The organism is Novosphingobium taihuense, assembly GCF_007830315.1.
Taxonomy (GTDB): Bacteria; Pseudomonadota; Alphaproteobacteria; order Sphingomonadales; family Sphingomonadaceae; genus Novosphingobium; species Novosphingobium taihuense.
In genome coordinates this window covers 707,049-719,963 of sequence record NZ_VLKJ01000001.1, presented here as the reverse complement: position 1 = coordinate 719,963, position 12,915 = coordinate 707,049, and the positions used below count along the sequence as shown (strand labels likewise).

At 63.7% G+C, this 12,915-nt stretch carries 9 protein-coding genes; 3 read left to right on the top strand and 6 right to left on the bottom strand.

The window, feature by feature from the left end; all coding sequences use genetic code 11:
• Positions 1–63 precede the first annotated feature (63 nt).
• From IQ25_RS03390 to IQ25_RS03370, 5 genes are all read right to left on the bottom strand, one after another.
• Positions 64–936 carry a hypothetical protein gene (locus tag IQ25_RS03390; RefSeq protein WP_144902207.1) on the bottom strand — a complete coding sequence of 291 codons (873 nt, stop codon included), beginning with the start codon at positions 934–936 and terminating at the stop codon, positions 64–66.
• An 81-nt stretch (positions 937–1,017) separates the two neighbouring features.
• Complete coding sequence (locus IQ25_RS03385; RefSeq protein ID WP_144902204.1) at positions 1,018–1,716, bottom strand: hypothetical protein; 699 nt, start codon at positions 1,714–1,716, stop codon at positions 1,018–1,020.
• Positions 1,717–1,737: 21 nt separating this feature from the next.
• Positions 1,738–2,391, bottom strand: coding sequence for a hypothetical protein (locus IQ25_RS03380; RefSeq protein ID WP_144902202.1), 654 nt, complete (start codon positions 2,389–2,391; stop codon positions 1,738–1,740).
• A gap of 143 nt (positions 2,392–2,534) precedes the next feature.
• Complete coding sequence (locus IQ25_RS03375; protein WP_144902199.1) at positions 2,535–2,831, bottom strand: hypothetical protein; 297 nt, start codon at positions 2,829–2,831, stop codon at positions 2,535–2,537.
• 153 nt (positions 2,832–2,984) lie between these two features.
• A complete protein-coding gene (locus tag IQ25_RS03370) occupies positions 2,985–5,843 on the bottom strand; it encodes a M16 family metallopeptidase (RefSeq protein WP_144902196.1) in 2,859 nt (952 codons plus the stop codon).
• Between the two features lie 212 nt (positions 5,844–6,055).
• Here IQ25_RS03370 and IQ25_RS03365 point away from each other — a divergent pair, with 212 nt between their 5' ends.
• From IQ25_RS03365 to IQ25_RS03355, 3 genes are all read left to right on the top strand, one after another.
• Positions 6,056–7,675 (top strand): M28 family metallopeptidase, encoded by a 1,620-nt coding sequence (locus IQ25_RS03365; protein WP_144902194.1) that lies wholly within the window; start codon positions 6,056–6,058, stop codon positions 7,673–7,675.
• A 237-nt stretch (positions 7,676–7,912) separates the two neighbouring features.
• Entirely contained in the window at positions 7,913–10,492 is a 2,580-nt protein-coding gene (gene clpB / locus IQ25_RS03360; RefSeq protein WP_144902191.1) for an ATP-dependent chaperone ClpB, read from the top strand.
• A gap of 635 nt (positions 10,493–11,127) precedes the next feature.
• Positions 11,128–12,396, top strand: coding sequence for a Xaa-Pro dipeptidase (locus IQ25_RS03355; RefSeq protein ID WP_144902189.1), 1,269 nt, complete (start codon positions 11,128–11,130; stop codon positions 12,394–12,396).
• 151 nt (positions 12,397–12,547) lie between these two features.
• On the opposite strand, the gene IQ25_RS03350 is transcribed toward IQ25_RS03355, so the two are convergent.
• A complete protein-coding gene (locus IQ25_RS03350) occupies positions 12,548–12,898 on the bottom strand; it encodes an energy transducer TonB (RefSeq protein WP_144902186.1) in 351 nt (116 codons plus the stop codon).
• Positions 12,899–12,915 lie beyond the last annotated feature (17 nt).

Below are 12,915 nucleotides of genomic sequence, written 5' to 3'. Positions count from 1 at the left end.
TGAAATGAAACGGGTGGAGCATTCCTTGCTCTACCCGTTGCATTGCACAGACACCGCAATCCGTCAGTTAGAAGCGGGCATGACTCCGATCAAGCCCTTCGACCAGATTACCACGCTGCCGGGTCCTGCGGTTCCACGCTCGATCACCGGACCAAAACGCCCCGCGGCCTGAGCCATATCTGTCGCCGTGCTGAAGGCGGCGATTTGGCTTGCATCGAGATTGAATGACCGCGGTATCAAATCGCGCAACTGGCCGAGGGAGCGGTCGATCGCGCTACGTGCGAGCAATCCGTTCTGAGCGGACCACCGCGCGATGTTCTCACGGACAACAAACGAAGGTTTGTCTAGCAGGACGGCGCTGGTGATATGCTGGAGCACAAGAACAGTTATCGCACCGCCCTTCCCACTCTTGCGCACGATTTCAAGATCAGCACGAGCTTCGATGCGTGTAGCGTCTGGCGAAAGGTAGTAGCCGATCCTGACAAGGCCCACGGTCGGAGTCTTCGCAATAGCGATGAAGTCCAGCGGTTGCGTCGCACCAGGCTGTGTGGCGGTCTCAAGAGGCACGGGGTTCAGCCAGGACACCGACATGAGCCCCGCCTTTGCCGCATCGAGCGCCTTGCTGTTACCGTCGTAGCCTTCTAGCGCCGAACGCAAAGGAGCAATGGCGACATCGGCCTCGCGCTGCGCCATGCTGGTCAGCGCGGCGATCTTTGAACCTGCCGAGGTATCCGGTATCACGCGTCCGATTTCGACTTGCGTGCCGATCTGAGGGGTGTCTAGCACCACCTGGACGGCGCGACCTTCCGGCGCAGCGCGTTCCTGTTGGGGGAGTGTCGGAGGTCCCTTGGTCAGCTTGGAAGAGGCAGCAAACGCTGGCTGCAATGCAAGCAAGACAACTGCGGCGGCAAGGCCAGCATTGGCAAGAATCCTCACAGGGAACGCTCCTTTGGAAAAAGGGCAGCAAGCCAGAGGGGCGAAAAGCCTGTTCCCCCCTCTGACCCGCACTTCAGACTCTTACTTGGCAGCCGTCGTGGTGGTGCCAGCGAACTCTAGAAAATTCTTGGTGAACACTTCCTGCAGTTCCTTTTCGGCAGCTGCAGCTTCTTCGGTGGTCTTCGGTGGAAACAGGGTAAGGCCGTTTCCGCCCCGCCCCTTTTTCAGTTCAGTCTTTGTCTTTCCGGTTCGGAAATCCTTGACAATGAACCTGTTGTTGAGGGCGCGTCCATAGATAGGGCGTTTTGTATAAAGGTTCTGCGTGACGATAAGCTCGACATAGCATGGCGCGGTAGAGGTCGAGAGCCGGTTGCCTGCTTTGGTCGTCACGTTGCGATCGGCGATCGGCGTTTCGAATACGACCTGCGATGCCGGCAGCTTCAGCGCGGTCGCAAGGTCAAGTGCCTTGAGGGCCTCAACTTGCATCGCTGGTCCAAGCGCTTCCTTCAGGTATGCGGCGTCGCCCACATTGCGGTTCTTGTTGGCTGAAGCGTCGGCAATCGCGCCGATTGCACCGAACCCCGAGAGCCAGCCAGTTGTCTGTGCCTGACCCTCGATGGTCGGGAAGACGTGAAGTTCGCACGTGGGTGCTGCAGGCGCTGCAGCCTCCGTCGTCGTCGTGGCTGCCGGTGCGCTGGCTTCCTGTGCCAACGCGGCGCCGGACAATGCGCAGGATATTGCCACCGCCGCAGCAGTGATATGGGTATTCATCTTGGGCATGCAGCTTGTCCTCTCGTCTTGTCAGGATGCAGGTGTGGCGGTCGGGGCAGGCATGCTGCCAGCGGATGCAGGTTGCGTGGAAGAGGTCGTCTCGGGGGGCGAGAGCGCTTTCGCGGGCGCGGGAGTGAAGCGTATCGACTCGCCGGTTTTACCTTGGAGGACCAGATCCTTGGGAATGGTGCTCGAGTCGCCCTTGATGAATCCTGCGAGGATGCCAACGGTGAAATATGTGGCCGCGGTCGATCCGTTGCGGTTCTTGCCTTCCTGTCGGAATCGCCCGTCCAGCATAACAGTCCGGCTGCCGATCACGAGATCGCGAAGGGTAAAGTAGATGAAGCCTGCCTTGCCAAAACCGCCTTTGTCAGCCGTATAGAGAATCTCGCCGTGCCCCAAGGTTCCCTTGGGTATCACGACCGTTCCAGCCATCGAGACGTCTTCAACCACGATCACATCGAAGCGGTCTCCGGTCTTGCCGGTCTTGGAAGAGAGTTCGCTGGCAACAGCGACAGGAACGGCCGTACCCACGGGCAACTCGAGCATCGAGGCAGGTGTCGGTTGCGCAGCTTGATCAGTTGATTGAACTGATTGAGCCACGGGTGCAGGTTGTGTCGGAGTGCTTGCCGATGCAGCCTGACCATCTGGCCCTTGGGCGGCCAGCGCGGCAAGGCCTGTCACAAAGCTTACGAATGCCTGCACTGTCCGTGAATTCCCCCGCCCCTGACGGCTAAATTGCACAGGGCGGGGGTTTCGACAATTACGAATTCGTCCGTTACGACCATGAAATTTGAGACGAATTCACAGGTGATCAAAAGTGCCGATCACCCCCGCACACCCTCCATCGGGAACGTCCCGAACATGCCTGCCGTCACCTTGCCGGTCAGGGTGTCGCCATCGATCGTCGCGGTGCAATCCAGCGTCATCGGCATCGGCACGGTCATCTTCATTTGCCAGGTCAGCGTGTTGCCATCGACCTTGCCGTTCTCGACTTCCATCGAGCCCATCTGGCCGCTGTTGGTGCCGGTGAAGCTGTCGCCATCGACGTTGACGGTGAAAGTGCTGGTCTGGTCGCCCATCGGGGTGTGGGTCACGCAATTGTAGGTGCCGGCAACTGACATTGATGCTCTCCCATAATGGTCTGCTTGGGGAAGTTTATCTACAAACGTGTCAATAGCAAGGCAGGCCTCGTGACGAAGCGTTGCCCCGGTTGGTGGCACGAAAAAGGGGGCGCGCTGGCAGCACGCCCCCCAATCCGCTTCGAGTGACGAAGCTTACTTCGGTGCAGCCATTTCCTCCACCGGCAGGCCGAGCTTGCCGAGCTGCGGCTTCACCTTGGCGGCATCGCCCACGACGACCCAGACCATGCCGTCGGAATTGATCTTCGAACGGAACGCCTTGTCCACGTCTGCCGCGGTCAGCTTGCCGTAGCGGGTGGAGAGCGTTTCGTAGAAGTCGTCCGGGCGCTGGTAGTTGACGATCTTGGCAAGCCCGTCGAGCACGGCGGCGCTGGTCTCGAATGCGCCCGGAAGTTCGCGGGCGCTGCCCTTGGTCGACCAGTCGAGCTCTGCTGCGGTCACGCCCTTGGTCGTGACGTATTCGTCGATCTCGCGCTTGATCTCGACCAGTGAATCGCCGGTACGGTCGGTCTGGACCGGAGCGATCACCTGGAAGCGGACCTTGTCGAGCGGCTCGCTGATGCCGTTGAACGAACCATAGGTCCAGCCCTTGGCTTCGCGCAGGTTCATGTTGATGCGGCCGAGGAAGTTGCCGCCGAGGATGTCATTGGCAGTGTTAAGCGAAAGGTTGTCGTCGGTGCCCTTGGCGTCGATCACCTTGCCGGCCATGATGAACGACTGTGGCGAGCCGGGACGGTCGACGAGGATCACGCGGGCCTTCTGCGCCGGAACCGCGACGGAGAAATCCTTCACCGGGCGGGCCATGCGGTTCGAAGGCCAGTTGCCGAAGCTGTCGTCGAGCATCTTGACCACGGCGTCGAGCGTGGTGTCGCCCACCACGAAGATGCGCGCGGTATCCGGGCGGAACCAGCGGGTGTGGAAGGCCAGCAGGTCCTCGCGCGTCAGCTTCTTGACGACTTCGGCATCGCCGAGGCCACTCGACGGGAAGGCATAGGGGTGGCTGCCGTAAAGCGTGGGCACGAGCACGCGGGCGGCAAGCGCCTGCGGGTTCTTCATCTCGGCCGAAATCGCCGTCAGCTGCTGGGTGCGCACGCGCTCTATGTCGGCGGGATTGAGCGCCGGGCGGCGGACGACGTCTGCCAGCAGGCCAAGCGAAGCGCCAAGGTTGGGCGAGAGCGCATCGACTTGGAACGAGGTCAGGTCACTGGTCGCCGAGAGCGAGATGTTTGCGCCAAGGCGCTCACGCTCGCGCGCGAATTCCGAACCCGAAAGCTTCTGGGTGCCTTCGTCCATCAGGCTGAGCAGCAGCGATTCGGTGCCGAGCGCCGACTTGGGATCGGCGGCATAGCCTGCATCGAAGCTGACGCGGACCGAAACGGTCGGCACTGCGCTGCGCTTGGCGAAATAGACCGGAATACCGTTCTTGAGCGTGGCGCGCTGGATCGACGGGAAATCGAGCGGGGCGAGCTGGCCAACAGCAGGAAGCTTCGAGCGATTGGCGCCCGAAACCTGCGATGCCGGCGCACCCTTTGCGGGCATGTCGGGATCGCGGAAGTAGGCCGGACGCATGCCGGTGGCTTCGTTGGTGTAGAAGCCACCGCGCGCCTCGCCACCTTCGGTGCGTTCGCCGGGCTCCACCGTGAGCGCGAAGGCCGGGCGGGTAAGCCACTTCTGCGCCGCAGCCTTGACCTCTGCGGGCGTCATCTTCGCGGTGCGATCCAGCTCCTTGCGGTAATGCTCGGGCGTGCCGTTGTAGAGCAGGCCTTCGGCCAGCGTCGGCGCCTTGCCGGCAAAGCCGCCGGTGCGTTCCAGCCCGCGGATCTCGTTGGCAGTCGCCGAGGTGGCGGCACGTAGCAGTTCGTCCTGCGAGGGGCCTTCCTTGATGAACTTGGCGATTTCGGCATCGAGCGCGGCGGCGACCATTGCCGGGTCCTGTCCCGGCGTGACATCGGCCTTGATCACGAACTGCGCGGCCTGCGCAAAGATCTCGGCGTCCGCCGAAACCGAGACGGCGACCTTCTGTTCGCGCACCAGCGCATCGTCGAGACGCGAGGAGGAAAGGCCGCCCAGTACCGCGGCCGCAAGATCGAGCGGCAGGTAATCGGGGTTGTCGAGCCCCGGCACTGCCCACATGCGATAGATGCGCGTGGTGGCAACCTGGTCCTTGATCGTTTTGGCAACGGTGGCGGGCAGCGTCGGCACCGGCGCGCTAACCGGCTTGACCTGCGGGCCGGGCTTGATGTCGCCGAACCACTTGGCGACCTTTTCCTTCGCGGTCGCCGCGTCGATGTCACCCGACAGGACCAGCACGGCATTGTTGGGGCCGTAGTGATCGGTGAACCAGCCCTTCACGTCATCGAGGCTGGCCGAATCGAGATCGGCCATCGAGCCGATGGTCGAGTGATGGTAGGGGTGGCCCGAGGGGTAGAGGTTCTCGAGCTGCTCGTACTCGACGATGCCGTAGGGGTTGTTGTCGCCCTGGCGCTTTTCGTTCTGGACGACGGCGCGCTGGTTATCGAGCACCTTCTGCGTCACCGCGCCGAGCAGGTGCCCCATGCGGTCCGATTCCATCATCAGCACCATGTCGAGCGCGGCGGTGGGCACGGTCTCGAAATAGTTGGTGCGATCGAACCAGGTCGTGCCGTTCACGTCGGTCGCGCCGACCTGCTGCAACGGGGTGAAGAAATCGCCCGGCACGTTCTCCGAACCATTGAACATCAGGTGTTCGAACAAGTGGGCAAAGCCGGTCTTGCCCTTGGGTTCGTTCTTGGAACCCACGCCGTACCACACCGAAACCGCGACCACCGGGGCCTTGCGATCCGTGTTGACCAGCACGGTCAGGCCGTTGTCGAGCTTGAAGCTTTCGTAGGGAATCTGGACCTTGGAGACGAGGTCGGACAGCGGAGCCGGCTTTGCTTCCTGCGCGAAAGCGGGGGCGGCAAGGGCAGTGGCGGCGGCAAGAGCGAGCAGGCTGGCAGAAAACTTGTGCTGCATGGGTGTCCCGTAAAAGTGGCAGCGGCCTTGGGCGGGCTGCTCTGGTGATGCGACATCCAAGATCAGGTCGTGCCTGAATGAAGGCTTATCCGACCTGCCCAGATTTGGTTTGATCCGTAACTTTCTAGTGCCCATGATCGCGCGCGCAAGTGGGGCAGGCCCAATGGGCAGGTGCCGCTCGATCCCTTTCGACGAACGACAAAGAGAGACCGATGAACGTCAAACTGCTTGTTTCCGCCCTGCTGCTGTCCACCGTTGCGGTTCCGGCGCTGGCCGAAGAGCCGGTGTTCGATCCGCAGGCCGTGCGTGCCCACGTCACCTTTCTGGCCGACGACCTGCTTGAAGGCCGCGATACCGGCTCGAAAGGCTATGACATCGCGGCGAACTATGTCGCCTCGCAGTTCATCGCGATGGGGCTGAAGCCCGCTGCGGCCGATGGTTCGTTCTTCCAGAAGCTGACCGTGCGCGAGGCGCGGCTGGATGGCGCGCCGAAGCTGGCGCTGACCTATGGCGGCAAGGAGACGGTGCTTTCGGACACCGCGCAGGTGCTGGTGAGGCCGAGCCTGACAGACGCCAAGGTTGCCATCGATGCGCCGCTGGTCTTCGCAGGCTTCGGATTTGACCGGCCCGATCTTGGTTTCAACGACTACAAGGGCCTCGATGTGAAGGGGAAGATCGTCGTCGTGCTGACGGGCTTCCCCAAGGGCACGCCGAGCGAGCTGGGCGCACACCTCAATTCCGACAAGGCGATGATGGCGATGAAGCGCGGGGCGATCGGCGTGATCAGCGTGCCGACGATCGAGGATACCGCCCGCCGCCCGTGGGACAAGCGCGTGACGATGTTCGACGGTCCGGCCAAGGGCTGGGTCGGTGCCGATGGCAAGGCCTTCACCCGCACCACCGGGATCAAAGGGGGTGCGACGCTCAACCCCGATGCCGCCGCTCTCCTGTTTGCCGCATCAGGCAAGTCTCTCGACAAGATTCGCAGCGAGGCCAACAGGACCGGTGGCAAGCCCAAGGGCTTCGCGATGAAGGCGCGTGCCAGCCTGTCCTATGCGCAAACGTGGAAGGACGTGGTCAGCGAGAACGTCGTTGCCATGCTGCCGGGGAGCGATCCTGCCGTGGCGGGCGAATTCATCGGCATGACCGCGCATCTCGATCACATCGGCGTGCATGGCAAGGGCGAGGACATGCTGCACAACGGGGCGATGGACAACGCTTCGGGCGTGGCGACGATGCTGGAGGTGGCGCGTGCCGTGGCGAAGGAGAAGCCGCGCCGTTCGGTGATGTTCGCGGCGCTGACCGGTGAAGAGGGCGGTCTGATCGGATCGGACTATCTGGCACGAAACCCGGTGGTGAAGGGTGAGGTCGTCGGCCTCGTCAACTTCGACATGCCGGTGCTGACCTACATGTTCAGCGATGTCGTGGCCTTCGGGGCGGAGAACTCGACGATGGGCAAGGTCGTGGCCGAAGCTGCGAAGAAGGCGGGCATCAAGCTATCGCCCGATCCCATGCCGGAGGAGGGGCTGTTTACCCGCTCCGACCACTACCGCTTCGTCCAGCAGGGCGTGCCCGCCGTGTTCATGATGACCGGTTTCGAAGGGCCGGGTGAGAAGGCGTTCCGCAGTTTCCTCAAGGACCACTACCACCAGCCGAGCGACGACCTGAAGCTGCCGTTCAACTGGGATGCGGGCGCGCTGTTCGCCAAGGTCAACTACTACACCGTGATGGGCCTCGCCAACGGCGCCGAGCGGCCCCAGTGGTACGCGGGCAGCTTCTTCGGCAAGGAGTTCGCTCCGGGCGCGGCGAAGGCGGCTGATCCGGGGAAGTAGGTTTCCCACCACCCTCGTCATTGCGAGCGGAGCGAAGCAATCCAGAGCGTCATGCACTACGCACTGGATTGCTTCGTCAGCTGCGCCTCCTCGCAATGACGATGAGAGTATCGAAACCCTCCTTGCTCCCGATCAAGGAACCACTCCGGTCGAGCGGTATAGCTTTTTCGTCGGCGCGGCCCTTGTGTTGCGTAAAAGCCACACCATGTTCTGCGCAACAGGAGGATGTTCAACCCCATGAACCTCGAAAAATTCACCGACCGCGCCAAGGGCTTCCTGCAAGCCGCGCAGACCGTTGCGATCCGCATGAACCATCAGCGGATCACGCCGGACCACATCTTGAAGGCCCTGCTGGAAGATAGCGAGGGCATGGCCAGCGGGCTCATCCAGCGCGCGGGCGGCAATGCCGCGCTTGCCCAGACCGAGGTCGACAAGGCACTGGCGAAGATCGCCGCCGTCTCGGGTTCTGGCGCGCAACAGACGCCGGGGCTCGACAACGATGCCGTGCGCGTGCTCGATTCTGCCGAGCAGATCGCGGCCAAGTCCAACGACAGCTTCGTCACCGTCGAGCGCATGCTCGTCGCGCTGGCACTGGCGAGCACGACGTCTGCGGGCCAGGCGCTCAAGGCCGCGAACGTGACCGCGCAGGGGCTTGAAGCGGCGATCACCGCGCTGCGGGGCGGGCGCACGGCCGACAGCGCCAGCGCCGAGAACGCCTATGATGCGATGCGCAAATATGCCCGCGACCTGACCGAAGCGGCGCGCGAAGGAAAGCTCGACCCGGTGATCGGCCGCGACGAGGAAATCCGCCGCACCGTGCAGATCCTCGCCCGTCGCACCAAGAACAACCCGGCGCTGATCGGCGAGCCGGGCGTGGGCAAGACCGCGATTGCCGAGGGCCTCGCCCTGCGCATCGCCAATGGCGACGTGCCGGATTCCTTGAAGGACCGGCGCCTGATGGCGCTCGACATGGGCAGCCTGATCGCGGGCGCAAAGTATCGCGGCGAGTTCGAGGAGCGGCTGAAGGCGGTGCTTGACGAAGTCAAGGGCGCCGAGGGCGAGATCATCCTGTTCATCGACGAGATGCACACCCTGATCGGGGCGGGCAAGGGCGAGGGCGCGATGGATGCGTCCAACCTCCTGAAGCCTGCGCTGGCCCGCGGCGAACTGCATTGCATCGGTGCAACCACGCTCGACGAATACCAGAAGTACGTCGAGAAGGACCCCGCGCTGCAGCGGCGGTTCCAGCCGGTGTTCGTGGGTGAACCGACCGTGGAGGACACGATCTCGATCCTGCGCGGCATCAAGGACAAGTACGAACTGCACCACGGCGTGCGTATTGCCGACAATGCGATCGTGGCCGCGGCGACGCTGTCCAACCGCTACATCTCCGACCGCTTCCTGCCCGACAAGGCCATCGACCTGATGGACGAGGCCGCAAGCCGCATCCGCATGGAAGTGGAGAGCAAGCCCGAGGAAATCGAGAAGCTCGACCGGCGCATCATCCAGATGAAGATCGAGGAGATGGCGCTTTCGAAGGAGACCGACCAGGCCTCGAAGGATCGCCTCGCCACGTTGCGCGAGGAACTGGCGAACCACGAGCAGCAATCCGCCGAACTCACTACCCGCTGGCAGAACGAGCGCGACAAGATCGCGGCGGAGGGCAAGGTCAAGGAAGCTTTGGACGCCGCGCGCAGCGAGCTGGACGTGGCGCAGCGCAATGGCGACCTGGCGAAGGCCGGGGAGCTTGCCTATGGCCGCATTCCGGAGCTGGAGCGCCAGTTGGCCGAGGCGCAGGGCGTCAGTGCCAATGCCATGCTGCGTGAGGAAGTGACCGCCGAGGACATCGCCGCTGTCGTCAGCAAGTGGACCGGCGTCCCGGTCGACCGGATGATGGAAGGTGAGCGCGAGAAGCTCCTCAAGATGGAAGAAGTGCTGGGCAAGCGGGTGATCGGGCAGAAGGATGCGGTGCTTGCCGTGTCCAAGGCCGTGCGCCGTGCGCGCGCTGGCCTGCAGGACCCGAACCGTCCGCTCGGCAGCTTCCTGTTCCTCGGCCCCACGGGCGTCGGCAAGACCGAGCTGACCAAGGCGCTCGCCGGATTCCTGTTCGACGACGACAGCGCGATGGTGCGCATCGACATGAGCGAGTTCATGGAGAAGCACTCCGTCAGCCGTCTGATCGGCGCGCCTCCGGGCTATGTCGGCTATGACGAAGGCGGCGTGCTGACCGAAGCGGTGCGCAGGCGGCCCTATCAGGTCGTGCTGTTCGACGAGGTCGAGAAGGCGCATGGCGACGTGTTCAACGTGCTGCTGCAGGTGCTCGACGACGGCCGCCTGACCGACGGGCAGGGCCGCGTGGTGGACTTCACCAACACGCTGATCATCCTGACCAGCAACCTCGGCAGCCAGTACCTCGCCAATCTGGAGGAGGGACAGGACGTTGCCTCGGTCGAGCCGCAGGTGATGGACATCGTGCGCGGGCACTTCCGGCCCGAGTTCCTCAACCGGCTGGACGAGATCATCCTGTTCCACAGGCTGGGTCACGAGCACATGGCGCCGATCGTCGACATCCAGGTTGGCCGGGTGGCCAAGCTGCTCAAGGACCGCAAGATCGCGCTGGATCTGACCGACGCGGCCAAGCGCTGGCTCGGGCGCGTCGGCTACGATCCGGTCTATGGTGCAAGGCCCTTGAAGCGCGCGGTGCAGCGGTACCTGCAGGACCCGTTGGCGGAGAAGCTGCTTGGTGGCGAGGTGCCGGACGGCTCGACCGTGCGTATCGACGAAGGCGACGGGGCTTTGAGCTTCATCGTGGAGTGATCGGGGAGGGGGCTGCTGCGGCGACCCCTTCCTTTTTGGAGCAAACACAAACTCATCCGCTGGCGAATGCGGACGGTAACGCCGGGGGGAAAGTCACAGATCGCGCGACCGGTGCGGTGCCGTCGTGGCACGCGTGGGAAAGGGCGCGGGACCGGTTGCGAGTGGCCGGGGGGCGGTTCCGAACCCCTTGTCGGCTCAGCCTGAGGGCGGACATATGTGAAAGGACGAAGCCTTGGCAGCGGCTCGCGTACTGCCTTGGCTTCTGGCAAGCGGCTGCGTGAAAAGAACCTGTCGTTTGCGCAGACTTCGTCACGCAAGTCATGGCGGGTTCCGCATCCGCAGCGTCGCTCAGGGTTCGGCGCCGTGCTATCAGCCCTGGGGTGTCCTGTCTGTCCTTGGGTAACGACAGGGTTTGCCCGGTGGGTCTGGACTTTACGCCCCGCATTGAACCCACGCGCACCTGCCGCACCGATCGCGCCGGAGCCTCCGCACACAGCATCGGCTTCCGAAGGAAAGAAGCGGGATGGCCTTTTGCCCTCTCCTGACCTGTGGGTGGGGCGTATAACCTATATGGTTCGTTTTGTCAAGTGCGTGAGGGTTTGCGCTTTGGCTGCCGCGCGGTAGTCTCTCGCTCCATGTTGCGCCATCTCCTCCCGCTGCTCGCCCTGATCCCTTCCGCTGTGCATGCCGAGACGCTCTACGTTCGCGCGGGGCGGCTGGTCGATCCGGAGGCTGGGCGGGTGCTTGCCGCGCAGGTGCTCAAGGTGGAGGATGGGCGGGTTGTTTCGGTGCAGGCCGATGGGACTTTGCCTGCAGGGGCGAAGGTGGTGGACTGGTCCGGGTTCACCGTGCTGCCGGGGCTGATCGACTGCCATGTGCATCTGGCGGACGTTGAGCAATCGAACAACGTGGCCGAGCCTCTGCTGCATTCGGCGATGGAGATCGGATTCATCGGCGCGCGAAATGCGAAGAAGACGCTGCTGGCTGGATTTACCTCGGTCCATGATGTGGGAAGTTTCCGGGCCTATGCCGACGTGGAATTGCGCAACGCGATCAATCGCGGGGACGTGCCCGGCCCTCGGGTGAGTGCGGTGGGGGCCTATGTCACGATCCCCGGCGGCGGGGGCGAGGTCACCGGGTTCTCGCCCGATGTAACCGTGCCGGCGGACATGCGTGCGGGCGTGGTGACCGATGCGGCCGACACCACGCGCAAGGTCAACGCGCTGTTCCAGAACGGCGCGGATTCGATCAAGCTGATCGCGACCGGCGCAGTGCTGGCGCAGGGGACCGAGCCGGGGCAGATCGAGCTTTCAGGCGACATGATGAAGGCGGCAGTGGACGTTGCCCGCCAGCGTGGTTCGTGGGTGACGGCCCATGCGCATGGGGCTGCGGGGATCAAGCTCGCCATCCAGTCGGGCGTGAAGGCGATCGAGCATGCCAGCCTGATCGACGACGAGGGCATTGCTTTGGCCAAGGCGCGGGGCGTGTGGCTAGACATGGATGTCTACAATGGCGATTTCATCGCGGACGTGGGCAGGCGCGATGGCTGGCCTGCAGACATGCTGCGCAAGAATGACGAGACCACCGAAGCGCAGCGCACCGGCTTTCGCAAGGCGGTGAAGGCGGGGGTCAAGCTGAGCTACGGGACCGATGCCGGGGTGTTCCCCCACGGTCTGAACGCGCGGCAGTTCAAGTATATGGTACGCTACGGCATGACGCCGATGCAGGCGATCCAGTCTGCGACGACGGTCGCGGCGGACCTGCTCGGGTGGAGCAAGGACGTGGGCGCGCTGTCGCCTGGGCATTACGCCGACATGATCGCGGTGGCGGGCGATCCCTTGAGCGACGTCTCCGCGCTGGAGAGCGTGGCGCACGTGATGAAGGGCGGCGAGGTGGTGAAGTAGCCCTGCTTTGCGACGGACGCAAAAAAAGGGGCGGCCTGGCTGGGACCGCCCCGACGTTTGCCGGCAGGGATTGACCGGCGGGGTTGCCTGCCGCCCGAAGGGGAGCGAGGCGGCAGGCAATAGGGTTCAACGCGTTGAGCCGGCGCTTCGGTCAGAGCAACTTCCACGTAACGGGCACGATGATCGCAGCGGCCCCACCCGGCGGGGGCGGGACGCTGCCTGCGCGGGTCGGCATCGCCAGCGCTTCCTTGTCGAGCGTAGATGAGCCCGAGGGGGCAACGAGTTCGGTGCGCTCGATATTGCCGCCTGCGCCGACATAGACCTTGACCTTGGCGGTGCCTTCCTCGCCGCGCATCTGGGCAGTGCGGGGGTAGGTCTGCTTCGAGGCAATGATGCGAGCGACCTGCTTCTGCCATTCGGCAGACTGGGCCATCGCGGGAACGGAAGCGCCGAGAGTCGCAAATGCGGCGAGGCCGAGGGCAATCCTATCGATCAGTTTCATGGGGGCGTGTCCTTTGT

Coding starts and splice junctions, on each gene's coding strand:
- IQ25_RS03385 (WP_144902204.1), bottom strand. CDS start 1,716: ATGCCCAAGATGAATACCCATATCACTGCTGCGGCGGTGGCAATATCC.
- IQ25_RS03375 (WP_144902199.1), bottom strand. CDS start 2,831: ATGTCAGTTGCCGGCACCTACAATTGCGTGACCCACACCCCGATGGGC.
- IQ25_RS03370 (WP_144902196.1), bottom strand. CDS start 5,843: ATGCAGCACAAGTTTTCTGCCAGCCTGCTCGCTCTTGCCGCCGCCACT.
- clpB (WP_144902191.1), top strand. CDS start 7,913: ATGAACCTCGAAAAATTCACCGACCGCGCCAAGGGCTTCCTGCAAGCC.
- IQ25_RS03365 (WP_144902194.1), top strand. CDS start 6,056: ATGAACGTCAAACTGCTTGTTTCCGCCCTGCTGCTGTCCACCGTTGCG.
- IQ25_RS03355 (WP_144902189.1), top strand. CDS start 11,128: ATGTTGCGCCATCTCCTCCCGCTGCTCGCCCTGATCCCTTCCGCTGTG.
- IQ25_RS03350 (WP_144902186.1), bottom strand. CDS start 12,898: ATGAAACTGATCGATAGGATTGCCCTCGGCCTCGCCGCATTTGCGACT.